Origin of the sequence: Nocardioides conyzicola, from assembly GCF_039543825.1 — a bacterium.
Classification (GTDB): Bacteria; Actinomycetota; Actinomycetes; order Propionibacteriales; family Nocardioidaceae; genus Nocardioides; species Nocardioides conyzicola.
The window spans coordinates 1-22,105 of record NZ_BAABKM010000004.1 but is presented as its reverse complement, the minus strand read 5'-3'; the positions used below and the strand labels follow the sequence as shown (position 1 = coordinate 22,105).

The 22,105-nt window shown below is 72.8% G+C and carries 25 protein-coding genes; 14 read left to right on the top strand and 11 right to left on the bottom strand.

Going from position 1 to position 22,105, the window contains the following annotated elements; translation table 11 throughout:
• Positions 1 to 6: 6 nt before the first annotated feature.
• The 3 genes from ABEA34_RS19940 to ABEA34_RS19930 are packed head-to-tail and all read right to left on the bottom strand — an operon-like array spanning position 7 to position 1,204.
• Positions 7 to 405, bottom strand: a complete 399-nt coding sequence (locus tag ABEA34_RS19940) for a VOC family protein (protein WP_345523314.1) — start codon at positions 403 to 405, stop codon at positions 7 to 9.
• Positions 405 to 890, bottom strand: a complete 486-nt coding sequence (locus ABEA34_RS19935; protein WP_345523312.1) for an SRPBCC family protein — start codon at positions 888 to 890, stop codon at positions 405 to 407. Before ABEA34_RS19935 ends, ABEA34_RS19940 begins: the two co-directional genes overlap by 1 nt.
• Complete coding sequence (locus tag ABEA34_RS19930) at positions 887 to 1,204, bottom strand: ArsR/SmtB family transcription factor (protein WP_345523310.1); 318 nt, start codon at positions 1,202 to 1,204, stop codon at positions 887 to 889. Before ABEA34_RS19930 ends, ABEA34_RS19935 begins: the two co-directional genes overlap by 4 nt.
• 81 nt (positions 1,205 to 1,285) lie before the next feature.
• Here ABEA34_RS19930 and lepB point away from each other — a divergent pair, with 81 nt between their 5' ends.
• Positions 1,286 to 2,059, top strand: coding sequence for a signal peptidase I (gene lepB / locus ABEA34_RS19925; protein ID WP_345523308.1), 774 nt, complete (start codon positions 1,286 to 1,288; stop codon positions 2,057 to 2,059).
• A gap of 22 nt (positions 2,060 to 2,081) precedes the next feature.
• Positions 2,082 to 2,579 carry a VOC family protein gene (locus ABEA34_RS19920; RefSeq protein WP_345523306.1) on the top strand — a complete coding sequence of 166 codons (498 nt, stop codon included), beginning with the start codon at positions 2,082 to 2,084 and terminating at the stop codon, positions 2,577 to 2,579.
• Here the strand turns inward: ABEA34_RS19920 and ABEA34_RS19915 are convergent.
• Positions 2,576 to 3,448, bottom strand: coding sequence for an LLM class F420-dependent oxidoreductase (locus ABEA34_RS19915; protein ID WP_345523304.1), 873 nt, complete (start codon positions 3,446 to 3,448; stop codon positions 2,576 to 2,578). The genes ABEA34_RS19920 and ABEA34_RS19915 overlap by 4 nt on opposite strands.
• A gap of 10 nt (positions 3,449 to 3,458) precedes the next feature.
• A complete protein-coding gene (locus ABEA34_RS19910; protein WP_345523302.1) occupies positions 3,459 to 4,178 on the bottom strand; it encodes a M50 family metallopeptidase in 720 nt (239 codons plus the stop codon).
• Between the two features lie 55 nt (positions 4,179 to 4,233).
• On the opposite strand from ABEA34_RS19910, the gene ABEA34_RS19905 reads away from it, so the two are divergent.
• From ABEA34_RS19905 to ABEA34_RS19885, 5 genes are read left to right on the top strand one after another with little or no spacing between them, the layout of a single operon-like run.
• The gene (locus tag ABEA34_RS19905) at positions 4,234 to 4,446 is read left to right on the top strand and encodes a hypothetical protein (RefSeq protein ID WP_345523300.1); all 213 of its coding nucleotides are present in this window, start codon (positions 4,234 to 4,236) and stop codon (positions 4,444 to 4,446) included.
• A 4-nt stretch (positions 4,447 to 4,450) separates the two neighbouring features.
• Complete coding sequence (locus ABEA34_RS19900) at positions 4,451 to 4,891, top strand: hypothetical protein (protein WP_345523298.1); 441 nt, start codon at positions 4,451 to 4,453, stop codon at positions 4,889 to 4,891.
• Positions 4,892 to 4,904: 13 nt separating this feature from the next.
• Positions 4,905 to 5,741: an aldo/keto reductase gene (locus ABEA34_RS19895; protein ID WP_345523296.1), complete on the top strand. Its 837-nt coding sequence runs from the start codon at positions 4,905 to 4,907 to the stop codon at positions 5,739 to 5,741.
• A complete protein-coding gene (locus ABEA34_RS19890; protein WP_345523295.1) occupies positions 5,738 to 6,802 on the top strand; it encodes an alanine racemase in 1,065 nt (354 codons plus the stop codon). Before ABEA34_RS19895 ends, ABEA34_RS19890 begins: the two co-directional genes overlap by 4 nt.
• Positions 6,803 to 6,821: 19 nt before the next feature.
• Complete coding sequence (locus tag ABEA34_RS19885) at positions 6,822 to 7,529, top strand: peptidylprolyl isomerase (protein ID WP_345523294.1); 708 nt, start codon at positions 6,822 to 6,824, stop codon at positions 7,527 to 7,529.
• Here ABEA34_RS19885 and ABEA34_RS19880 read toward each other — a convergent pair whose 3' ends face one another.
• Both ABEA34_RS19880 and ABEA34_RS19875 read right to left on the bottom strand, forming a co-directional pair.
• Positions 7,530 to 8,426: an oxidoreductase gene (locus tag ABEA34_RS19880; protein ID WP_345523293.1), complete on the bottom strand. Its 897-nt coding sequence runs from the start codon at positions 8,424 to 8,426 to the stop codon at positions 7,530 to 7,532.
• 1 nt (position 8,427) lies between these two features.
• A complete protein-coding gene (locus ABEA34_RS19875) occupies positions 8,428 to 8,865 on the bottom strand; it encodes an OsmC family protein (RefSeq protein WP_345523292.1) in 438 nt (145 codons plus the stop codon).
• A 112-nt stretch (positions 8,866 to 8,977) separates the two neighbouring features.
• Between ABEA34_RS19875 and ABEA34_RS19870 the strand changes: the two genes are divergently transcribed.
• Positions 8,978 to 9,262: a Fe-S cluster assembly protein HesB gene (locus tag ABEA34_RS19870; RefSeq protein ID WP_345523291.1), complete on the top strand. Its 285-nt coding sequence runs from the start codon at positions 8,978 to 8,980 to the stop codon at positions 9,260 to 9,262.
• A gap of 102 nt (positions 9,263 to 9,364) precedes the next feature.
• Positions 9,365 to 10,357, top strand: coding sequence for an NADP-dependent oxidoreductase (locus ABEA34_RS19865; RefSeq protein WP_345523290.1), 993 nt, complete (start codon positions 9,365 to 9,367; stop codon positions 10,355 to 10,357).
• A 19-nt stretch (positions 10,358 to 10,376) separates the two neighbouring features.
• Here the strand turns inward: ABEA34_RS19865 and ABEA34_RS19860 are convergent, their stop codons facing one another.
• Positions 10,377 to 11,714 (bottom strand): MFS transporter, encoded by a 1,338-nt coding sequence (locus tag ABEA34_RS19860; RefSeq protein WP_345523289.1) that lies wholly within the window; start codon positions 11,712 to 11,714, stop codon positions 10,377 to 10,379.
• A gap of 130 nt (positions 11,715 to 11,844) precedes the next feature.
• Here ABEA34_RS19860 and ABEA34_RS19855 point away from each other — a divergent pair, with 130 nt between their 5' ends.
• A complete protein-coding gene (locus tag ABEA34_RS19855; RefSeq protein WP_345523287.1) occupies positions 11,845 to 12,915 on the top strand; it encodes an NADH:flavin oxidoreductase/NADH oxidase in 1,071 nt (356 codons plus the stop codon).
• On the opposite strand, the gene ABEA34_RS19850 is transcribed toward ABEA34_RS19855, so the two are convergent.
• The 3 genes from ABEA34_RS19850 to ABEA34_RS19840 are packed head-to-tail and all read right to left on the bottom strand — an operon-like array spanning position 12,912 to position 16,585.
• Positions 12,912 to 14,561, bottom strand: a complete 1,650-nt coding sequence (locus ABEA34_RS19850) for a bifunctional 3'-5' exonuclease/DNA polymerase (protein WP_345523286.1) — start codon at positions 14,559 to 14,561, stop codon at positions 12,912 to 12,914. The two genes, ABEA34_RS19855 and ABEA34_RS19850, sit on opposite strands and share 4 nt — an antisense overlap.
• Before the next feature lie 40 nt (positions 14,562 to 14,601).
• Entirely contained in the window at positions 14,602 to 14,754 is a 153-nt protein-coding gene (locus tag ABEA34_RS19845) for a DUF2200 family protein (protein WP_345523285.1), read from the bottom strand.
• 10 nt (positions 14,755 to 14,764) lie between these two features.
• Entirely contained in the window at positions 14,765 to 16,585 is a 1,821-nt protein-coding gene (locus tag ABEA34_RS19840) for a hypothetical protein (RefSeq protein ID WP_345523284.1), read from the bottom strand.
• A gap of 201 nt (positions 16,586 to 16,786) precedes the next feature.
• On the opposite strand from ABEA34_RS19840, the gene pepN reads away from it, so the two are divergent.
• The 4 genes from pepN to ABEA34_RS19820 form a co-directional block, all read left to right on the top strand.
• The gene (gene pepN / locus ABEA34_RS19835; RefSeq protein WP_345523283.1) at positions 16,787 to 19,231 is read left to right on the top strand and encodes an aminopeptidase N; all 2,445 of its coding nucleotides are present in this window, start codon (positions 16,787 to 16,789) and stop codon (positions 19,229 to 19,231) included.
• On the top strand, positions 19,228 to 20,061 hold the full coding sequence (locus tag ABEA34_RS19830) for a formate dehydrogenase accessory sulfurtransferase FdhD (protein ID WP_345523282.1): 834 nt from the start codon (positions 19,228 to 19,230) through the stop codon (positions 20,059 to 20,061). Before pepN ends, ABEA34_RS19830 begins: the two co-directional genes overlap by 4 nt.
• Positions 20,062 to 20,120: 59 nt before the next feature.
• A complete protein-coding gene (locus ABEA34_RS19825) occupies positions 20,121 to 21,302 on the top strand; it encodes an exonuclease SbcCD subunit D (protein WP_345523281.1) in 1,182 nt (393 codons plus the stop codon).
• A partial coding sequence (locus tag ABEA34_RS19820) for an AAA family ATPase (protein WP_345523280.1) occupies positions 21,299 to 22,105 on the top strand: 807 nt, incomplete at its 3' end. The genes ABEA34_RS19825 and ABEA34_RS19820, both read left to right, overlap by 4 nt.

Here is a 22,105-nt window from a genome sequence, read left to right as displayed (position 1 = left end):
CCCCTGCTACTCCTCCTCCGCGACGTCCTCGGAGAGCGTCGGCAGACCCCAGGTCGACAGGCAGAACGGGTGACCGACCGGGTCGGTGTACACGAAGCAGTGGTCAGAGTTCGGCTGGAACTCGAGCAGGGTCGCGCCGGCAGCGACCGCGCGGGCGCCGGTGGCGTCCAGGTCGTCGACGAGGAAGTCGAGGTGCAGCTGCATCGGGACGTCGCCGTCGGGCCAGACCGGCGGGCGGAAGTCGGCGACCTGCTGGAACGCCAGGGATCCGTGAGGACCCGTCACGGTCGCCCAGTGCGAACCGCCTCGGGCGACCCCGTCGGTCAGCTCGGCGTAGAACCGCGCCAGGACCAGCGCGTCGGGCGCGTTGACGGTCACCCCACTCAGGGCGATGCGGTCCGACATCAGTCGACCGCCATCTCGCGGTAGGACGGCGTGAGCTCGTCCCAGCGCTCGCGCCAGGCAGACACGTCACCAGCCAGCATGCGGTCGAGGTCCTCGAGGTGCGCCTGCCACCCGGCGCCGTGGAAGTACAGACGGTCGAGCGGCAGGCCGCGCTCCTCCACGACGAGCCTCGTCCCGGCGCCCTCCTCGGCGAGCCACGCCTCGATCTGCGCCTCGTCCTCGGTCCCGGGCTCCATGGTGAGCAGCAGGTGGTACGGCGGCTCGCACACCTCGATCCGCCCGGCGCCCGTCCACGTGCTCACGAAGCTGGCGTGGATGGTGCCGCCCAGCCGGAGGTCGCCGGAGACCTCGGCGATCCAGCGGGCGAGCCGCTCCGGTGTCGTGCACGCCTGCCACAGGTCGTCGATGTCGGTGGCGTAGACGTCCTCGACGCGCACCGCCCCCGTGGTCGCGTCGAGCGCCCGCATGGTCCCGATGATCCTCATGTCCTCGTCCTCTTCCCTCGTGCGATCTCGGTGTGCAGGGCGTCGAGCCGGTGCTCCCAGAGCGCGCGGTACTCCCCCAGCCAGTCGTCGACCTCGACCAGCGCCTCCGGCCGGAGGCGGTAGATCCGGCGTTGCGCGTCCTGCTCGACGTCGACCAGCCCCGCCTCCCGCAGGACCCGCAGGTGCCGGGACACGCCGGGGCGGGCGATCGGGAGCGCGTCGGCCAGCTCTCCGGCCGTGGCCGGGTGGTCACGCAGGATCTCCAGCACCGTGCGCCGGCTGGGATCGGCCAGGGCCTGCAGCACCGCGTCCATCAGGCAAATGTACCCATCATGGTACGTAACCGCAAGGGTACATAGCGGCGTGTGCCCGGAGCGCAGCCTAGGCTCGCGCCTGTGACGACCTCGGGAGACGAGACCACGGCGGAGAGGCCACCGGCGAGCAAGCCGGCGAAGAAGCCGGCGAAGAAGCACCGGCCGCTGTGGCAGGAGACGCTGTTGCTCGTCGTGATCGCGATCGTCGTGGCGGTCCTGCTGAAGACGTTCTTCGTGCAGGCCTTCTACATCCCGTCACCGTCGATGGTTCCGGGACTGGTCAAGAACGACCGCATCATGGTCGAGAAGCCGTCGTACTGGTTCGACGGCACTCCCCAGCGCGGCGACGTGGTGGTGTTCGAGGACCCGGGTGACTGGCTCCCCGCCGAGGAGGCCGGCCCACCCGGGCCGGTCACGACCGGCCTGTCCAAGATCGGCCTCTACCCCGCCGGTGGTCACCTGGTGAAGCGCGTTATCGGCGTCGCCGGCGACACCATCGTCTGCTGCGACTCCGAGGGCCGGATCAGCGTCAACGGGCAGCCGCTGGACGAGGACGACTACGTCAACCAGCCGACGACCTCACCCTGCCGGGGCCCTGAGGGTCCGGGCGACTGCGACTGGACGGCCGGCCCGGTGCCGGACGGCAACATCTTCGTGATGGGCGACAACCGCTACCACTCGGCCGACTCGAGCTACCACCTGTGCTCCCCCGACGACACGGCCTGCGTGCCCGGCGACGAGTTCGTCGACGAGGACCTGGTGGTCGGCCGGGTGGCGGCCGTCATGTGGCCGCGCGGGCACGCCGGCTGGCTGCACCGCCCGGCCACCTTCGCCGACGTACCCGACGGAGGTTGAATCTGGGAGTACCGTCCTGCCCATGGCTGACGTCGACCTGGACCGCATCAACGCCGAGCGCGAACGGATCCGTACGACGTACCTCGCGCCCGAGGAGAGCCGGCCGGCGTCCTCGGCCCGCGGGCTGCACCACTTCGCGATCGTCTGCGCCGACGTGGAGCGCACCGTGCGGTTCTACCAGGAACTGCTCGAGTTCCCGCTGACGGAGATCTTCGAGAACCGCGACTATCCCGGCTCCAACCACTTCTTCTTCGACATCGGCAACGACAACCTGCTCGCGTTCTTCGACTTCCCCGGACTCGACGTCGGGCCGTACGCCGAGGTGCTCGGCGGCCTGCACCACGTCTGCATCTCCGTGGAGCCCGAGCGCTGGCAGCACCTCAAGGACAAGCTCGACGCCGCCGGCGTGGAGTACGTCGCCGAGTCCGGCAGCTCGATCTACTTCCGCGACCCCGACGGCGCGCGCCTGGAGCTGATCTCGGACCCGCTGGGCGAGATGTACGGGACCGTGGTCCTCTAGATCGTCGCGAGCCGCGGCACCACGTCCGCGCAGACCGAAGTGGTCCACCCGACCGGGTCGTCCGTCGGCGGCACCAGCGTGACGAGGGAGATGCCGAGCGCGGCGTACTCCTCCATCGACGACAGGAAGGCGTCGGTCTCGGCCACCGGGTCGGTGCCCATCGTGATCATCGTCTTCTCGATCGCGTCGTAGTCGCGGCCGAGCGCGTCGCAGTGCCCACGGAGCACCTCGAGCTTGTGGCGGACGACGTCCGGGCTCTCGCCGAAGAGGTTGCAGGCGTCGGCGTACTGGGCCACCAGGCGCAGCGTCTTCTTCTCGCCGCTGCCGCCGATCAGGATCGGCGGGTGCGGCTGCTGCACCGGCGGCGGCACGCAGACCGTCTCGGCGAGCTGGAAGTGCTTCCCCTCGTACGGCCCGTCGTTGTCGCTCCACATCTGCTGACAGATCTGCAGCGCCTCCTCCAGCCACTCGAAGCGGTCGCTCGTGGACGGGAAGACCACGCCCAGGCCCTCGTGCTCGCGGTCGTACCACGCGGCGCCGATGCCGAGGGTCGCCCGGCCCTGCGACAGCACGTCGAGGGTCGTGACGATCTTGGCGAGCAGACCGGGGTAGCGGTACGTCGTGCCGGTCACCAGCAGGCTCAGCCGCACGTTCTCCGTCACCGCGGCGAGGTAGCCGAGGGTCGTGTAGCCCTCGAGCATCGGCTCGGCCGGTCCACCGAGGTTCTCCATCTGGAACCAGTGGTCCATGACGGTGAACAGCGAGGCGCCACCCTGGTCGGCGACCCGCGCGGTCTCCGTCAGCCGGTCGGCGAGGCTGGTCTGCCAGTCGGGGTGGGTGAAGTTGGCGTAGTGGATTCCGATGCGCACGATTTCGACACTACGCCGCGAGCCACAACCACCGTCCGCCGACGACCAGGCAGCCGAGGGTGGCGGCGAGGAAGACGGCGACCCAGACCAGCCCCGGCACGCGCGTCAGGCGGGCCAGCACGTCGGCGTCGGACGTCCGCGCCCGACCGCGTCGACGCAGCTGCTGGAGCTCGAGCACCGGACGGGGCGCGGCGACCAGCAGGAACCAGGTGCCGACGTACGCCGCGACCGTCTGCACCTGCCCGGTCCCCCACCAGCTCACCGCGGCGACCGCGACACCGGCCAGGGCCACGACGTACAGGCCGAAGAAGTTGCGGATCTGCAGGAGCAGCAGCGCCAGCAGCAGGACCGCCAGCCACAACACGGCGAGCGCGTGCTGCCGCCCGAGGAGGTACGCCGCGCCGAGGCCCAGCAGGGCCGGTCCGATGTACCCGGCGAACGCGGTCGCGACCATGCCCGGTCCGCTCGGTCGGCCGCGGGAGACGGTGAGGCCGGACGTGTCGGAGTGCAGCCGGATGCCCTGGAGCGAGCGGCCCGTGAGCAGCGCCGCGACCCCGTGCGCGCCCTCGTGCGCGATCGTCACGACGTGCCGGCTGATGCCCCACCCGGCCGGCACGGCCACGAGCAGCACGGCGACCGCCGCGGTCAGCACCACTCCCCTGTCCCCCAGCGGCTGCTGCGTGCCGCTGACGTCCGCCCAGATCGAGGACACGACGTCGGAGGTGCTCACGGGTCCAGCCTGCCGGAGGCGCGTGTGCGAGGCGGGGACTGGGTACGCGCTGGGCATGAGCAACGAGCGCATCGAAGCAGTCCAGGCGGTCGTCGACCGCGTCTCCTCCTACCAGGACGGTGCTCCGGAGGGCACGGTCGCCAAGGAGCTCCGCGACGGCCTCGCCGAGGTGGGGGTCGAGGTCTCCGACGCCGAGGTCCAGCAGCTCGCCGACGCCATCGAGACCCAGCACGGCTCCGTGTCGGCGGGCGACGTCCTCGGCGGGTGAGCCGATGAGCGGGCCTGACCCGGACCACCAGCGGCCCGACGGCGTCGACGACGCCAGCGTCGAGGCGCTGGGCAAGCTGTCCGAGGCGTTGGAGGTCGTCGAGGAGGCACGCGGTCTGCTCTACGCCTTCCACCGGCGGTGCGGCACGGCCGACCTGACGCTCGGCGAGTCCGTCGACCTGCTCCGCGAGGCGGGGCACGCCGAGCTCGCCGACCGGATCGACGAGGAGCTGGTCGGGCGCAACATCCTGGCCGGCCGGTGGAGCTTCCAGGTGGTCGAGGAGTACGACGACGGCTACTACGCGTCCTTCCGCGACCTCGAGCGGCGGGCCCGCGACGAGCTCGCCGGCGGCCGCCGCCACCTGTTCGAGGCCGAGATGAAGGAGGACCGGCGCACCGACGGCCTCCCCGGCCACGAGGCCACGCCGGACGACGTGACCGACTAGATACCTTGGTCGCATGGCGATCCCGACCCGCACCCTCAACGACGGCTCCACCCTGCCCGCGATCGGCTTCGGCACGTATCCCCTCAAGGACGACGAGGCGGTCTCCGGGATCGTCTCGGCGATCGAGGCCGGCTACCGGCTGCTCGACACCGCGGTGAACTACGGCAACGAGCAGGAGGTCGGCGAGGCGGTCCGCGTCTCCGGACTGCCTCGCGAGGAGCTGCTGGTCGCGAGCAAGATCCCCGGCCGCCACCACGGGTACGACGACGCGATCGCCAGCGTGCACGGGTCGCTGGAACGGCTCGGCCTCGACTACATCGACCTGCACCTCGTGCACTGGCCCAACCCGAGCGTCGACAAGTACGCCGAGGCGTGGCGGGCCCTGGTCGACCTGCGCGAGCAGGGGCTGGTGCGCACCATCGGCGTCTCCAACTTCGCCGCTGCCCACCTCGACCGGATCATCGGCGAGACCGGCGTGACCCCGGCCGTCAACCAGATCGAGCTGCACCCCTACTTCCCCCAGGTCGACATGCGCGCGGTCAACGCGGAGCGCGGCATCCAGACCGAGTCGTGGAGCCCGCTGGGCAAGCGGCAGGCCCCGTTCGCCGAGCCGGCGGTGGCCGACGCCGCCGCGGCGCACGGGGTCACGCCCGGACAGGTGATCCTGCGCTGGCAGGTGCAGCTCGGGTCGGTCCCGATCCCGAAGTCGGCGACGCCCGAGCGGCAACGCGCCAACCTGGACGTCTTCGGCTTCGAGCTGAGCGACGACGAGGTCGCCGCGATCACCGCCCTCGGACGGTCCGACGGACGCCTCTTCGGTGGCGACCCGGACACGCACGAGGAGATGTGAGCCCCGAGAGCCCGGCGACGCCGTACCTGCGGGTCGACGTCGCGCGCGTCCGGTCTGCGATCACCTCGGTGGCCGAGCGCGCCGCCGCGGCCGGGGTCTCCCTGCGGCCGCACGCCAAGACCCACAAGTCGCCCGAGATCGCGCGCCTTCAGCTCGAGGCCGGGGCGATCGGCCTGACCGTCGCGACGGTCGGCGAGGCCGAGGTGTTCGTGGAGCACGGCGTCGAGGACCTCTTCGTCGCCTACCCCCTGTGGCTCTCCGATGCCGTGGCGCGGCGGATCCGCGACCTCGCCGACCGGGCCGACCTGGCCATCGGGGTGGACTCCGTGGCCGCCGCGCAGCGCGCCGGGTCGCTGCTCGAGGGCACCGGGGTGGCCGTCCTGGTCGAGGTCGACTCGGGCCAGCACCGCAGTGGGGTCGCGGGCGCCGACGCGGGTGCGGTGGCCGCGGCCGCTGCCGAGGCGGGCCTCACGGTGCGCGGGGTGTTCACGTTCCCGGGTCACGGCTACTCCCCCGACGCGATGACGACCGCCGCCGACGACGAGGCCCGGGCACTGCGGGCCGCGGTCACGTCCTTCCGCGACGTGGGGCTCGAACCCGACGTCGTCAGCGGCGGCTCCACCCCCACGCTCGCGCACAGCCACACCGACCAGCTCACCGAGCTCCGGCCGGGCGTCTACGTCTTCGGCGACGCCCAGCAGTGGGAGCTCGGGACGACGGACCCGGGCTCGATCGCCCTGACCTGCCGGGCCACCGTGGTCAGTCACGCCGGGGGCCGGATGGTGCTCGACAGCGGGAGCAAGGCGCTCGGGGCCGACCGTGCGGCGTACGCCTCGGGCTGGGGGCGGCTGCCCGACCACCCCGACGCCCGGGTGGTCCAGCTCTCCGAGCACCATGCCGTCGTCGACCTCGTCGGCGGCGCGCTGCCCCCGCTCGGGTCGCTCGTCGACGTCGTGCCCAACCACGTCTGCGCGGCGGTGAACCTCGCCGACACCCTGTGGGCGGACGACGGTGGTCCCCTCGTCCCGTGGCCGGTGGCCGCACGCGGCCGCAACGGGTGAGGGCCCTACCATCGTCGCCATGCGCACCCGCTCTCTGACCGGACTCGCCGGCCTCACGGTCGTCGCCGCCCTCGCCCTCGCCGGGTGCTCCGGCTCCGACTCCGACTCCGGCAAGGCGTCGGACTCCGCGCCGACGACGGGTGTGTCGTGCGACTACACCGACGACGGCAGCTCACCGGCCAAGAAGGTCGACCCGCCTCCGGCGACGGCGACCCAGACCGGGAAGGTCGGCGTCACGATCGCGACGAGCGCCGGCGACCTGGACGCCGAGCTCGACGCCGACGCGGCGCCGTGCACGGTCAACTCGTTCGTGGCGCTCGCCCAGCAGGGCTACTTCGACGGCACCAGCTGCCACCGGCTGACCACGTCCGGCATCGCCGTCCTGCAGTGCGGGGACCCGACCGGCACCGGCTCGGGCGGTCCCGGCTACTCCTTCGACGACGAGCTCGAGGCGCTGCCGAAGGCCGGCGCCGACGGGGCCATCGACTACCCGGCCGGCACGCTCGCGATGGCCAACGCCGGGCCGAGCACCAACGGCTCGCAGTTCTTCGTCGTGTACGGCGACACCAAGCTCCCGCCGGCGTACACCGTCTTCGGTCAGATCGACGACGCCAGCGTCAAGGTCGTCGAGAAGGTCGCCGAGGCCGGGACCGACAACGCGTTCGGCGACGGCGACGGCCACCCGACCACCCCGGTCGACATCAGCAAGGTCACCGTCGCCGACTGATCACTCGGTGGGGGCGACCGGCAGCGGGAACCGCACGCCCGTCAGCTCCTCCGAGCGCTCCCAGAGTCCCTTCGCGAGGTCGGGGTCGACGGCGTCACGGCTGCGGGCCACCCCGGTCGGCCACCCGCTCATCTCCTTGAACCCGTCGGGCCCGATGAAGCTGTTGCCGGGGATGTCCATGGTGGCGGCGTAGAGCGAGCTGAGCGCGCCCTTCTCGACCGACATCCCGGCGATCTTGTGGCCCCACGAGCCGACCCAGGTCTTGAACCCGTTGCCGGTGTTGCCGGTGATCGAGGTCGCCGTCGACCCGGGGTGCGCGGCGACGGAGCGCAGGGTCGACCCCGTCTGGGTGAGCCGTCGTTGGAGCTCCGCCGTGAAGAGCAGGTTGGCGAGCTTGGAGGTCGTGTACGCCGTGAATCCCTTGTAGGGCCGGCGCTCCCAGTTGAGGTCGGTGAGGTCGAGCTTGGCGAGCCGGTGGCTGTCGGAGGAGATCGCGACCACGCGGTCGCTGATCTGGGGCAGCATCAGGTTGGCCAGGGCGAAGTGGCCGAGGTGGTTGGTCGCCAGCTGGGTCTCGAAGCCGTCGACGGTCAGGGCGTAGGGCACGGCCAGCACGCCGGCGTTGTTGATCAGCACGTCGACCGGCCCGATCTCCGCGGCGAACTCCCGCACGGAGGACAGGTCGGCGACGTCGAGGCGGCGTACCTCGACCGAGCCCGTCAGCGTCGCGGCCGCGGCCGCGCCCTTCGCGACGTTGCGGACGGCGAGCACCACGTCCGCACCGTTGGCGGCCAGGACCCGTGCCGTCTCGAGCCCGAGGCCGCCGCTGCCGCCGGTGACGACGAACCGCCGACCGGTCTGGGGCAGGTCGGCGACCCAGTGGTCCGCCTTCGCCACCTCAAGCCTCGCCGTAGGTGATGTCGGCGCCGACCTTGATGGTCCGCCCGACCGTGCAGAGCCGGTCGCGGGTCTGCTCGATCGAGCGCGGCAGCGCCTCGCGCGCGGCGTCCCCCTCCGGGCCCTCGGGGAAGCCGATGTCGAAGGTGACCCGCAGGTCGACGAGCCGGTTGCCCTGGTCGTCGCGGATCTTGTGGCCCTCGGCGACCACGTTGAACGTCGTCGCCTCCGCCCGCTTGCCGGTGATCAGGTCGACGTCGATCGCGCCGCAACCGGCCAGCGCCGCCAGGAGCAGCTCCACCGGGGTGAAGTCGGGGTCGTCGCCCGACCCCACCGGCAGCACTCCCCCGCGGGCGTTGGTCGCCTTGTACCGGCCCTCCCCCATCTTGGTCAGGTCGATGCGTCGTGCGCTCCCGCGCGGGGTGTCCGAGGTCGTCATGACGCACAGCGTGCCAGAAGTCCGACACGCCGGGGCTGACCTGCGGACTTGTCTGGGGCCCCGGAATCCGACACGGTGGTCTGGACCAGCAACCGTCGTCGGAAAGGCGAGCATGCTCACCCTCACCGAGAACGCAACTGCCATCGTCAACGAGATCACCACGCAACCCGGGCTCAGCGACGAGGCCGGCCTGCGGATCACCTCGACCCCCACCCCTGAACCCGCGTTCGAGGTCACCGCTGCCGCCCAGGGCGAGCCCGGGGACCAGGTCGTCCAGCAGGGCGGCGCCACGATCTACCTCGACGAGTCCGCCGCTCAGCTGCTGGACGACAAGGTGCTCGACGCGGCCGTCGACCAGTCCGGCAAGGTCGAGTTCGCCCTCGGGCTCCAGGGCTGACGCGCCACCCCCTCAGACGGGCCCCGGTCCACGGAACCGGGGCCCGTCGCCCTGTCCCCAGCCGGTGACCCGGGCGCGGGGACGGACTGGAAGGATCCACCCATGACCACGTCGCGCGAGATCCACCTGGCCGCCCGCCCGCAGGGCTGGCCCACCCCCGCCGACTTCAGGACCGTCGACGTCGACCTGGCCGAGCCCGGCCCCGGCGAGGTCCTGGTGCGCAACACCTACCTGTCGGTCGACCCCTACATGCGCGGTCGGATGAACGACGTGAAGTCCTACGTCCCGCCCTTCGCGCTCGACGCCGTCATGGACGGCGGCGCCGTCGGCGAGGTCGTGGCCTCCGGGTCCGACCGGCTCCAGGTCGGCGACACCGTGCTCCACCAGGCGGGCTGGCGCACCCACGCGCTGCTCTCGGACCGCGCGGCCCGCAAGGTCGACGTGTCCCAGCTGCCGGCCTCGGCGTACCTCGGCGCGCTCGGGATGCCGGGGCTGACGGCGTACGTCGGCCTCACCCGGATCGCCGAGGTACGCGAGGGCGACACCGTCTTCATCTCCGGTGCCGCCGGGGCGGTCGGGTCCGTCGCCGGCCAGATCGCGAAGCAGCTCGGCGCGGCGAAGGTGATCGGCTCGGCCGGCTCCGCCGACAAGTGCGCGTGGCTGACCGAGCTCGGCTTCGACGTCGCGCTCAACTACAAGGACGCCCCGATCGGACGGCAGCTGCGCGAGCACGGTCCGGTCGACGTCTACTTCGACAACGTGGGCGGCGACCACCTCGAGGCGGCGATGTTCGCGATGGCCGACCACGGCCGGATCGCCGCCTGCGGCGCGATCGCCGACTACAACGCCGACGCCCCCTCCCCCGGCCCCCGCAACATGATGATGATCGTCAGCAAGCGCCTCACCCTGCGCGGCTTCATCGTCACCGACCACGGCGACGCGGCCTCCGACTTCTACCGGCAGGCCGGTGGCTGGGTCGCCGACGGGTCGCTGACCTGGCGGGAGACCGTGGTCGACGGGATCGACAGCGCGGTGGACGCGTTCCTCGGGCTGCACCGCGGCGACAACACCGGGAAGATGCTCGTCCGGCTCTGACCCCGTCCGTCCGGGCTGCTCAGCTCGTCGGTGCGTCCGTGTCGATGAGTGACGGCGGGCCGGTCACGACCTCGTCCTCGGGACCGTGGGTGGAGGCCCGGGCGTCGGCCAGGACGTCGGCGGGGACGTGCTCCTCCAGGAAGCGCCGCGCCATCCGCGTCGACGGGTGGATGCCGATCGTCGCGACGACGATGATGCCGGCGATGACCACCCAGCCGGCGGCGCCCCAGTTCATCGCGAGGAACGTGTAGAGCGCCGGTGCCCAGACCTTGCCGAGGGTGCCGGTCAGCTCGCCGGCGCCCTGGTAGGCACCGCGCTGGCGTGGGTCCATCAGCTCGGCCTCGAACGCCCAGCTGGCCGCCGAGAGGTAGAGCTCGGCGCCGGTCACGGTGACGTGGCCGAGCCAGACGAGGGCGATCGTCGTCCAGCCGACGGTGTCGTGGGTGGCCAGCGTGATCAGGCACGAGACGACGAAGAACGAGGACGAGATCCGGACCGCCTTGAGCGCGGTCGGGACGTCCTCGACGCCGCGGGCCGCCGCCATCGGCAGGAAGATGCACATCACCGTGTTGGTGCCGAACAGGAACGCGAGCAGCACCCGCGGGGCGTCCGTCTCCTGCACGAGCCACAGCGGGATGACGATGTTGAGCAACACCTGGTTGGTCCAGAAGACGCCGCCGAAGAACTCGGTGAGGAGCCACCCGGGGTTGCGCATCGGACCCGGCCCCGGGACCTTGATCTTGCGGTCCTCGGCCGTGCGCTCGTCGTGCGGGGCCCTCGGCAGCCGGCTGATCGCCGTGGCGTTGGCGAGGAAGACCGCCGCCGTGAACCACGGCAGCGCGTGCAGGAGGTCGTTGGAGTGGAACGCCAGCGCGATGCCGCCCACCAGGGAGCCGAGCGTGAAGCCGACGTTGAGGGCGGAGTACATGTACGCCCGCGACCGGACCCGCTCGTCGGCGGGAAGCACGTCGATCGTGTACGCGCCGTGCGCGGCACCGCCCAACGTGCCGATGACCTCCATGCCGACGGCCATCAGGACGTAGCCCTGGAAGTCGTCGATGAAGGGCCACAGGGCGAACATCGCGGCCTGCCCGGTGGCGCTGACGGCCCACATCTTCTTCGGGCCGAACCGGTCGACGAGCCGCCCCATCGGCCAGGCGGCGAGGAAGGAGGCGACCCCGGCGATCGTCAGCCCGAGGCCGACCTGCGCGGCGGACAGGCCCACGATCTGGGTGAAGAAGACCGCCGACCCCGTCATGAACGTGCCCTCGCCGAGCGCGAACAGCAGGGACTGGGCGGAGAGCCGCCCAGCGAGGGGTGAGGGTGGACGCGCGTGGCGGAGGAGATCGGTGGGCATCACCGTCATCGTCGCCCTTGGCACCGACACCTGTCGTCCCAGTTTCCCGCCCCGGGGAATCGTCGGCACCCCGTCCGGGTTGGGACGCCGGGACACCACGGTCCCGCCGTACCCAGGAGGCACCACACCCGTGAGCCAGCTCTTCTCGCCGATCACGCTTCGCGACGTCACCGTCCGCAACCGGGTCTGGGTCGCGCCGATGTGCCAGTACTCCGCCGTCGACGGCGTGCCGAACGACTGGCACCTCGTGCACCTCGGCTCCTTCGCACGCGGCGGCGCCGGCCTGGTCTTCACGGAGGCGACCGCGGTCGTGCCCGAGGGCCGGATCTCGCCGGAGGACGCCGGTCTGTGGAACGACGAGCAGCAGGCCGCCTGGGCGCGGATCGCGGCGTTCGTGCGCGGTCAGGGCGCCACCGCCGGCATCCAGCTGGCGCACGCCGGGCGCAAGGCGTCGACGTACTCCGGGTTCACGCAGGAGCGGGGTGCCGTCGCCGACGCCGACGGTGGGTGGCGCCCCGTCGCCCCGTCGGCCGAGCCCTTCCCGAGGCTGCGCGAGGACCCCGAGCCGCTGGACGCCGCCGGCATCGCCCGGGTGGTGACGGCGTTCGGTGACGCCGCCGAGCGCGCGGTCGCCGCGGGCTTCGAGGTCCTCGAGATCCACGCCGCGCACGGCTACCTGCTCCACGAGTTCCTCTCGCCGCTGTCCAACCACCGCGAGGACGAGTACGGCGGCTCCTTCGACAACCGCGTCCGGCTGGTGCTGGAGGTGGTGCGGGAGGTCCGTGACCGGGTCGCCACCGGCGTCCCCGTGGTCGTGCGGCTGTCGGCGACCGACTGGGCCGAGGGCGGCTGGGACGGGGACGACACGGTCCGCCTCGCGGCGCTGCTCCGCGACGCGGGCGTCGACCTCGTCGACACCTCCACCGGCGGCAACGTGCTCGCCGACATCCCGGTCGGCCCCGGCTTCCAGGTGCCGTACGCCCGTCGGGTGCGCACCGAGGCCGGGATCCCCTCGGGCGCCGTCGGGCTGATCACCGAGCCGAAGCAGGCCGAGGAGGTCCTCGCCGAGGGCTCGGCCGACGTCGTGCTCCTGGCGCGCGAGCTCCTCCGCGACCCGCACTGGCCGCTGCGGGCGGCGTACGAGCTGGGCGACGAGGTGCCCGAGCTCTGGCCGGCGCAGTACCGCCGGGCCGCCCGCTAGGAGTCGACCGCCGCGCCCGGCTTGCCCGCCTCGGCGTACGACCTCACCGTCGAGATGGTGAGCGGGAAGTCGATGGCCAGGTCACGGAAGAGCAGCCCAGCCGCGGTGGTGGCCGCAGCGGTCGCCTCCGCGGCGACCTCGTCGGCCAGGTCGGCCGGGGTGTGGATCACCACCTCGTCGTGCAGGAAGAAGACGAGGTGCGGCCGGTCGACGAGCGAGCCGGCGCCGCCGAGCCGCCACAGTCGGTTGCGCAGGTCGGCGATCCAGCACAGCGCCCACTCGGCGCCGGTCCCCTGCACGATGAAGTTGCGGGTGAACCTCCCGTAGGCGCGCCGGTAGCGGGCCTGGCTGTCCGCGTCGGGCGGCGGGTCGTCGGGGTCGCGTTCCCAGGCCTCGCCGAGCGCGGGCGAGCCGCGGCCGAGCAGGGTGCGCACCACCTGGCCGCGCTCACCGGCTCGGGCCGCCTCCTCGACGAGGCCGAACGCATCGGGGTAGCGCCGGGTGAGCCCGGCGACCATCCGGCCGCTCTCACCGCTGGTCGCGCCGTACATCGCCCCGAGCAGGCCGAGCTTGGCGTCGTTGCGGCTGGCGACCGCGCCGTCGTCGACCATCCCCTGGTAGAGGTCGGCGCCGCGGGCGGACTTCGCCAGTGCCTGGTCACCGCTCATGCCCGCGAGCACCCGGGGCTCGAGCTGGGCGACGTCGGCGACCACCAGTCTCCAGCCGTCGTCGGCCATGGCCGCGGGCCGGACCTGGGCGGGGAAGGACAGCGCGCCACCGCCGTTGGACGACCAGCGTCCGGTGGTGGAGCCCGCCGGCTGGTACGACGGCCGGAAGCGGCCGCCGCTCACCCACTGGTCGCTCCAGGCCCAGCCGTTGGTCTGGAAGAGGTGGGCGAGCTGCTTGTAGCGGAGCAGCGCGACGACGCCCGGGTGTGCGTGGGCCCGCAGGGTGGACGCCCTCAGGTCGGTGACGTCCAGCCCGGCGCGGCGCAGCGCCGCCAGCATCTCGGGCCGCGAGTCCGGGTTGAGCCCCGGTGCGTCGAAGGCGGCGCGCACCTCGGCGACCGTGGCCTCGAGCTTCTCCGGCCGGGCGCCGCGGGGCGGACGGGGACCGAGCAGGTCGGCGAGCAGGCGTTCGTGCACGTCGGACCGCCACGGCAGCCCGGCGTACGTCATCTCGACGGCGACCAGGGCCCCCGCCGACTCCGCCGCCAGCAGCAGACCCAGGCGGGTGGCCTCGCTCGACGCCGCCACCGCGGCCAGCTGGCGGGAGTCCTCGAGGTCGGCGCGCAGGTGCTCGGCGGTCTCGTCGACCGAGAAGAGGGCGGGGTCGGAGGGGGTGCTCGGACCGAGCCGGTCCCAGTACGCCGACTCGGCGCCCTGCAGGAGCTGCGCGTCCACCGCGGGCGCCCGCCGGAGCAGGTGGTGGCCCAGGCGCAGGTCGTGGCAGCGCTGGACGCGGACACCGGCGGCCAGCAGCGAGGGATACCAACGGACCGTGTCGTCCCACACCCAGCGCGGCGCCTCGGGCTCCCGCACCCCGACGTACGACGGGAGCTCGGACGCCGCCAGCACGCTCTCGGCGCCGTCCTCGACCACCAGCACGCGGTCGCCCGGCAGGCGGGAGAGCGCGACGCGGGTCATGGGGACACCCTGGCACCCCGTGGGGACAGCGCGTCCGGCGCTAGGCCCTCAGCACCTTCTCCATCGGCCTGCCCTTGGCCAGCTCATCGACCAGCTTGTCCAGGTAGCGGATCCGCTCCCGAGGCGACGCTGGTCGTGAAGATCCGGTGCATGGGCCGAGGCTAGTCCAGCGCGGGGAGCTCGTGCCCTCCACGACAGGGCGCTCACCGGATCATGACCGGCACCAGAGCGGACCCGCCCATGACCGCAGCCCGAGGGGCCGTGGTCGTGGTCTTGAGGAACGTCACCATGCGGGGGCCGCCACCCTTCGCGCCGCGCAGGAACTCCTCGTAGTCGCCCTCGTCGCCGTAGTCAGAGACGTCGGCGTTGGCGCCCCGTCCGAACTGGGCGCGCACGGTGTCGCTGCGGACGGCCGCCTTCAGTGCCTTCTGCGCCGAGGCGATGGTCTCGCCGAAGTTCACCGAGGTCGACTGGCCGCCGGCGATGCCGAGCTCCGCCAGCTGACCCGCGGCCTTGCGCGGGACGGCGAAGGAGAACGGCAGGGTGAGGACGCCCTTCTTGCCCTTCAGGACGGCGCGCACCTTCAGGGTGCTTCCGGCGCGAACGACCGCGGGCTTGCGCGGCGACATCCGGACCCAGGCCCCGGCGCGACGCTGCTCCACCCGGACGACCTGGTAGCTCGTCTGGTCGGCGCTCGCGGCGCCCGTCGTCGAGATCGAGTCGACCGTGACGTCGGGGATGGAGGCGATCTGGGAGGACAGCTCGGCGGAGAACATGCTGATCTCGTCCGCGAGGTCGTAGCCGGCCAGGTAGCGGTCGGTCCACGACAGCGTGAACGGCTTGGCCGCGGCATCGGTGCCCGTGACGGCGAGCGTGAAGACCTCGCTGCCCCGCGAGAGACCGTCGATGACCCGCGCGTGGTTCATCGAGCCCTGGAGGTAGGTGACCATCGCGAGGTCGTCGGGGGCACCCGTCGAGACGTACGACGTGCCCGTCCGGCTCCGGCTGCCCCACGTGACCGTGGACGTCACGGAGGCGGACGACGGCACGGCACCGAACCGCCCGGTGATGCCGGTCATGTGGTCGCCGAACACGGTCCCCACGGCGTCGCCGATGTTGGCCACCTTGAACGAGGGCGCGTCGCCCTGGACGTACAGCGCCTCCGCCGGGTGCAGCGTGAAGCTGCTGTCGCCGCCGAAGGTCATCGGGTGGCCGAAGCCGACCACATCGCCGTCGCAGACCGACGTCGCCGTGCCGAGACCGGCCATCAGGATGTCTCCGGTGGACATCGCGGCGGCCATGTTGCCGCCGGCGACCATCGTCTCGGCGCCGGGGCCGGCCGCGCCGGCCCGGCCCACGGCGTACGTGTCGGTCCGCATCCACGGGTGGGCAGCGACGGTCTTGGCCGACGGGTGCAGGAAGCGGGAGGACACCCCGGCGACGGCGAGCGGCATCGGCAGCTGCTCGAAGCCACGGGCGGCCTGCGCGGTCGTGACCCCGGCGGCGGCCGCGACCCGGGCCGCCGTACGACGGTCCAGGCCGTGCCGTGCCGCCGGCTCGGTGCCGAGGTAGTCGTCCATGGCCTCGAACGGCGTCACGCCCGCGACCCACGACTGCTGGGTCGAGAGGCCGTAGGCGACCGCTCCGATGAGGCGGCCGTCATCGGCGTACACCGGCGAGCCGGACATGCCCTGCCAGATCCCCTTCACCTCGGTGGGGTCGACGTCGAGGCCCGCCGGGTCGACCTTCACCAGGACCATGTCGACACCCGGGGCGATGCCGTCCTTCAGGGTGCCGAGCACCTCGCCGGTGAAGCCCTGCGGCGTCGTGCCGGTGGTGACGGTCAGCCCGTCGACGGGGTCGCCGACGGCGAGGTCGGCGACCGGGAACGGGGCGACGCAGTCCGCGGTCGGGTCGGCGCCCACGGCGGTCCCGCTGCCGGTGAGGACGCTCGCCCCCAGCGAGGCGGCGAGCACGAGGCCGAGCGATCGGATGGCGTAGCGCGAGCGCTTCGAGTGGGACATGTGCATGCTCCTGGGTCGGGCCGCGCAACCGCACCGAGGTGCGGCTCCGAGGCGAGGCAGAGGTCACCCGAAGGCGACGGCACGCGTCGCTGGCCCGAGCGGCAGGACGTTAACCCGACCCGGGGCTCCGTGTCTGCCAGACCGCGAAGTTGGTGCCGACCCGCGACCGACTGCTGTGGTCCTGCGACCTAGGGTGGGCCCGTGAACAGCCCGTCGCAGAGCCTCCAGCGGACCGAGGCGATCGCTCGCCGCGAGCTCCTGGAGGTGCAGGAGTACGACGTCCGGCTCGACCTCGCGAGCGACGAGAAGACCTTCGGGTCGGTGACCACGATCCGCTTCCGCAGCCGGGGCGGTGCGACGTTCCTCGACCTCAAGCCGGTGCGCGTCAACGCCATCCGGCTCAACGGCTCGCCGGTGGACCCGGACCTGCTCGAGCGCGGCCGGCTGCCGATCCAGACCCTCGAGGGGGACAACGAGCTCGTCGTGGACGCCGTGATGCCGTTCCGCAACGACGGCGAGGGGCTCCACCGGAGCACGGATCCGGCGGACGGTCGGTCGTACGTCTACGGGATGATGTTCATGGACGCCGCTCCTTCCGTCTTCGCCTGCTTCGACCAGCCCGACCTGAAGGCGCCGTACACGCTCCACGTGGTCGCGCCCGAGGGCTGGACCGTCGTCGCCAACGCGTCAGGCACCAACCCGGAGCCGGGCGTCTGGGAGTTCGAGCGGACGCAGCCGCTGTCGACGTACTTCGTCACCCTGGTGGCCGGCCCCTACTTCCTCCTCGAGGACGAGCACGACGGCATCCCCCTCGGCCTGGGCGTGCGGATCTCGATGGCGGACGCCCTGGAGGCCGACGCCGACGAGCTGTTCACCCTCACGAAGCAGTGCTTCGACGAGTTCCACCGGCTCTTCGGCGTGCGCTACCCGTTCGGCAAGTACGACCAGATGTTCGTCCCGGAGTTCAACGCCGGCGCGATGGAGAACCCCGGCTGCGTGACCTTCCGCGACCCGCTGGTCTTCACCAGCCGGGTGACCCGGGGCATCCGGATCCAGCGCGCGTCGACGCTCGCCCACGAGATGGCGCACCAGTGGTTCGGCAACATCGTGACGCCGACGTGGTGGGACGACCTCTGGCTCAACGAGTCCTTCGCCGAGTACATGGGCAACCGGGTCACCGCCGACGTCACGGAGTACGACGACGCGTGGGTCGACAACGCCTACGCCCGTCGTCAGTGGGGACTGTCCGCCGACCTGCGGCCGAGCACCCACCCGGTGGCCGGCAACGGCGCCGTCGACGCGAGCGCGGCGCTGCAGGACTTCGACGGCATCTCCTACGCCAAGGGCTCGAGCATCCTCAAGCAGCTCAACGCGACCATGGGCGACGACGTCTTCTTCGCGGGGGTGGTCGACCACTTCGACCGGCACCGCTTCGGCAACGCGACGATGCACGACCTCTTCGAGTCGTGGGAGCGCGCGGGGGCCGGCAACCTCGACGCGTTCACCAAGAACTGGCTCCGCACCGCGGGACCGGACACGATCCAGCTCGACCGGGCCGCCGGCGTCGTGCGCCGTACCGCGCCGGAGGAGCACCCCGCCGACCGGTCGCACACGTTCCGCTACGCCGTCCACGCCGACGGCGCGTGGAGCACCCGGTCGCTGACCCTCGACGGGCCCGAGACGCCGCTCGAGGTCGAGGGCGACGCCGTCGTGCTGGACCCGTACGAGGACACCTGGGCCGTGCTGCTGCCGGATCCCGAGACCGTCACGCGGCTCAAAACGCTGCTGCCCTCCGTCGACGACCCGGCCCTGCGGGCCGGCATCTGGAACAACGTCCGCAGCGCCTTCCACAGCGCGGCCCTCTCCCCCTCCGACGTGGTCGACCTGGTCGTCGCGAGCCCGCCCGTCGAGTCGACCGAGGACTCCAAGCGCCGGCTGGGGGCGTGGCTGCTCGGCGACGTCCTCCCGCTCGCGCCGGCCGGGTCGGTCGAGCGCGTCCACGCGGCGGCGCTCAGCAAGCTCGGCTCGCTGCCGACGGGCTCCGAGCACCAGCTGGCGGCGTTCCGGATGGCGATCTCCACGGCCACGGACCCGGGCGAGCTGCGCGGCTGGCTGGACGTCACGCCCGACGGCATCGACCTCGACCTGGACCTGCGCTGGCGGCTGCTCGGCCGCCTCGCCACCCTCGGCGCGACCGACGCCGACGAGCTGCGGTCCGCGCTGGAGGCCGAGCCGACCGGCGAGTCGCGCGTGGCGCACATGCGCGCGGCGGTGTCCCTGCCGACGGCGGAGGCCAAGGCGCTCGCGTGGAACGTCTTCACCGGACGGCTCGACGTGGCCAACTACGAGCTCGAGGCGGCCGGCCTCGGCATGTGGCGCGGGGGCCAGGAGCACCTCACCGCGCCGTACGCCGACCGCTACTTCGAGGAGCTCCCGGCGACCGTGGGGGTCCGGAGCGGCTGGGTGCTGGCCGACGCGACCGAGTTCTTCTTCCCGGTCACCTCGCTGACCGACGAGACGCTCGAGCGCGCGCGGCTGCTCGCGGCCGACCAGGCCCTCGACCTCTCCGTACGCCGTCGCCTCGGTGACGCCGCCGACGACCTGGCCCGCCGGCTCGCCGTACGACGGGCGTACCCGACGTCATGACCCTCGACCGTGCCCGGCGACCCGGACCGACCGTCCGCACACGCGTGCACGAGGTCACCGACGCGGGCGAGCGCAGCCGCGAGGACCGGCTGGCGACCGAGGAGCCCCTGGAGATCCGGCTCGGCTGGCCCGGCGCCCCGGTCCGCCGGGTCTGGGTGACGATGCGGACCCCGGGGCACGACTTCGAGCTCGCTGCCGGCTGGCTGGTGCACGAGGGCCTGGCCTCGACGGCGTCGATCCACGGCGTCGCCTACTGCACGGACACCGACCTGGCACCGGAGCAGGAGTTCAACGTCGTCACGGTGACCCTGTCGTCCCCGCCGCTCAAGGACCCCGGCCACCGGCACGTCGGCCAGTCGTCCGGCTCGTCCGCGTGCGGGGTCTGCGGCAAGGACAGCATCGCCGAGGCGCTCGCCGCCCCGGTGTCCGGTCGCTGGCCGGGCGCGCTCCCCGCGTCCGACGTCGTACGACGGCTGCCTGATCTCGTCCGCGAGCGGCAGGCCGTCTTCGACCGCACCGGCGGGGTGCACGCGGCCGGCCTCGCCACCGCCGACGGCGAGCTGCTCGTCGTGCGCGAGGACGTCGGGCGGCACAACGCCGTCGACAAGGTGACCGGCGCGCGGGTGCTGGCGGGGTCGTCGCCCGCCGAGGCGTGCCTGGTGGTCAGCGGCCGGGCCGGGTTCGAGCTCGTCCAGAAGGCGATCGCGGCCGGGGTCGGGTCACTCGTCGCGGTCGGAGCCCCGACCTCGCTGTCCGCACGGCTGGCGCAGGAGTCCGGGCTGGTGCTCTACGGCTTCACGCGTCCCGATCGGTGCGTTCGCTACACCTGAGCCGGCCCCGCCCGGCGTGGGGTCGAGGGACTGTCGGTGCCGCCTCCTAGCGTTGCCATATGCGCATCCTGCACACCTCCGACTGGCACCTGGGCCGGTCGTTCCACCGTGAGGGGATGCTGACGCACCAGGGGGCGTACGTCGACCACCTGCTCGACGTCGTCGACCGCGAGCAGGTCGACCTCGTGGTCATCGCCGGGGACATCTACGACCGGGCGCTCCCCCAGGTCGACGCGGTCCGGCTCGCCGACGAGGCGCTGGCGCGGCTGGCCGCCTCACGCGCCCAGGTGGTGCTGACCAGCGGCAACCACGACTCCGCCCAGCGGCTCGGGTTCAGCTCGCGGCTGATCGACTCCGCCGGCGTCTTCATCCGCACGGACGCCACGACCGTGGGCACGCCCGTGCTGCTCGGGGACGAGCACGGTGACGTGGCGGTCTACGGCCTCCCCTACCTCGACCCCGACTCGGTCCGCGAGCCGTGGGGACTGCCCGCGCGCTCGCACGAGGCGGCGCTCGACGAGGCGATGCGCCGGGTCCGCGCCGACCTGGGCCGCCGCCGGGCGGGCACCCGGTCGGTCGTCCTCGCCCACGCGTTCGTCGCCGGCGCCGAGCCGAGCGAGTCCGAGCGCGACATCAGCGTCGGCGGCGTGTCCCTCGTGCCCACCAGCACCTTCACCGGCGTCGACTACACGGCGCTCGGCCACCTGCACGGCCGGCACACCCTCACCGACGCCGTCCGCTACTCCGGCTCGCCGTTGGCCTACTCCTTCTCGGAGGCCGCCCAGCTCAAGGGCTCCTGGCTGGTCGAGCTGGGCGCCGACGGGTTGAGCTCCGCGGAGTTCGTCGAGGCGCCGGTCCCCCGGCCGCTGGCCCGGCTCCGCGGCACCATCGACGAGCTGCTCGACGACCCGCGGTTCGACGTGCACCGCGAGGCCTGGGTGCAGGCGACGCTCACCGACGACGTCCGGCCCGTGCAGGCGATGGAGCGCCTGCGCGTGCGCTTCCCGCACACGCTGGTGATCGGCTTCGAGCCGGTCGGCGGCACGTCGCAGGCGGTGCCGCTGGCCAACACCACGGGACGCTCCGACCACGCCATCGCCCTCGACTTCGTCGCCGACCTCCGGGGGGCCCCGGCCTCCGACGACGAGGCCGCGCTGCTGCAGGCCGCGTGCGACGCCTGCTGCGAGGACCCCGAGGTCGACGTCCTGGTCTCCGACGCCGTGACGGAGGGTCTCTGGTGAAGCTGCACCACCTCCGGGCCACTGCGTTCGGTCCGTTCGCCGGGACGGTCGACGTCGACTTCGACCAGCTCTCGGCGGCCGGGCTGTTCCTGCTGTCCGGGCCGACCGGCGCCGGCAAGACCAGCGTGCTCGACGCCGTCTGCTTCGCGCTGTACGGCGACGTGCCGGGTGACCGCAACGCGGCCAAGCGGCTGCGCTCGGACCTCGCCGCCCCCGGCGTACGCCCGCAGGTGGTGCTGGAGGCGACGCTGTCCGGGCGGCGGTTCCGGATCACCCGGTCCCCCTCGTGGGACCGCGCCAAGAAGCGCGGCGAGGGGATCACCACCGAGCAGGCGTCCGTCGTGATCGCCGAGCGCGTAGGCGGCTCCTGGGTCATCCAGTCCACCCGGCTCGACGAGACCGGTCACCTGGTGTCGCGCCTCCTCGGCATGAACGTCGCCCAGTTCACCCAGGTCGCGATGCTGCCGCAAGGGCGGTTCCAGGCGTTCCTGCGCGCCCGCTCCGACGAGCGGCACCGCCTGCTCCAGCAGCTCTTCCGCACGGGCCGGTTCGAGGACGTCGAACGCTGGCTGCGCGACCGGCGGCTCGACCTGCGCCGCCGGGCCGACGCCGCGCGCGAGGCCGTCGCCGACCTGGTCAGCCGGGTCAGCGAGACCACGGGCACGCAGGCGCCCGAGGACGCCGTACCCGAGGAGTGGGCGCGCGCGCTGCGCGACGCCGCCGTCACGACCTGCGCCGAGACCGCCGCCGCCGCGGCCGACGCCGCCGAGCGCGAGGCCGACCGGCGCGCCGAGGCCGAGGCC

What these genes read in the sequence shown, in the direction of transcription:
- ABEA34_RS19930 (WP_345523310.1), bottom strand. Translation starts at nt 1,204, where the DNA reads ATGGACGCGGTGCTGCAGGCCCTGGCCGATCCCAGCCGGCGCACGGTG.
- ABEA34_RS19935 (WP_345523312.1), bottom strand. Translation starts at nt 890, where the DNA reads ATGAGGATCATCGGGACCATGCGGGCGCTCGACGCGACCACGGGGGCG.
- ABEA34_RS19850 (WP_345523286.1), bottom strand. Translation starts at nt 14,561, where the DNA reads ATGACCCGCGTCGCGCTCTCCCGCCTGCCGGGCGACCGCGTGCTGGTG.
- ABEA34_RS19885 (WP_345523294.1), top strand. Translation starts at nt 6,822, where the DNA reads ATGCGCACCCGCTCTCTGACCGGACTCGCCGGCCTCACGGTCGTCGCC.
- ABEA34_RS19830 (WP_345523282.1), top strand. Translation starts at nt 19,228, where the DNA reads ATGACCCTCGACCGTGCCCGGCGACCCGGACCGACCGTCCGCACACGC.
- ABEA34_RS19840 (WP_345523284.1), bottom strand. Translation starts at nt 16,585, where the DNA reads ATGTCCCACTCGAAGCGCTCGCGCTACGCCATCCGATCGCTCGGCCTC.
- ABEA34_RS19825 (WP_345523281.1), top strand. Translation starts at nt 20,121, where the DNA reads ATGCGCATCCTGCACACCTCCGACTGGCACCTGGGCCGGTCGTTCCAC.
- ABEA34_RS19865 (WP_345523290.1), top strand. Translation starts at nt 9,365, where the DNA reads ATGACCACGTCGCGCGAGATCCACCTGGCCGCCCGCCCGCAGGGCTGG.
- ABEA34_RS19875 (WP_345523292.1), bottom strand. Translation starts at nt 8,865, where the DNA reads ATGACGACCTCGGACACCCCGCGCGGGAGCGCACGACGCATCGACCTG.
- ABEA34_RS19940 (WP_345523314.1), bottom strand. Translation starts at nt 405, where the DNA reads ATGTCGGACCGCATCGCCCTGAGTGGGGTGACCGTCAACGCGCCCGAC.
- ABEA34_RS19860 (WP_345523289.1), bottom strand. Translation starts at nt 11,714, where the DNA reads ATGCCCACCGATCTCCTCCGCCACGCGCGTCCACCCTCACCCCTCGCT.
- ABEA34_RS19900 (WP_345523298.1), top strand. Translation starts at nt 4,451, where the DNA reads ATGAGCGGGCCTGACCCGGACCACCAGCGGCCCGACGGCGTCGACGAC.
- ABEA34_RS19870 (WP_345523291.1), top strand. Translation starts at nt 8,978, where the DNA reads ATGCTCACCCTCACCGAGAACGCAACTGCCATCGTCAACGAGATCACC.
- ABEA34_RS19905 (WP_345523300.1), top strand. Translation starts at nt 4,234, where the DNA reads ATGAGCAACGAGCGCATCGAAGCAGTCCAGGCGGTCGTCGACCGCGTC.
- ABEA34_RS19895 (WP_345523296.1), top strand. Translation starts at nt 4,905, where the DNA reads ATGGCGATCCCGACCCGCACCCTCAACGACGGCTCCACCCTGCCCGCG.
- ABEA34_RS19920 (WP_345523306.1), top strand. Translation starts at nt 2,082, where the DNA reads ATGGCTGACGTCGACCTGGACCGCATCAACGCCGAGCGCGAACGGATC.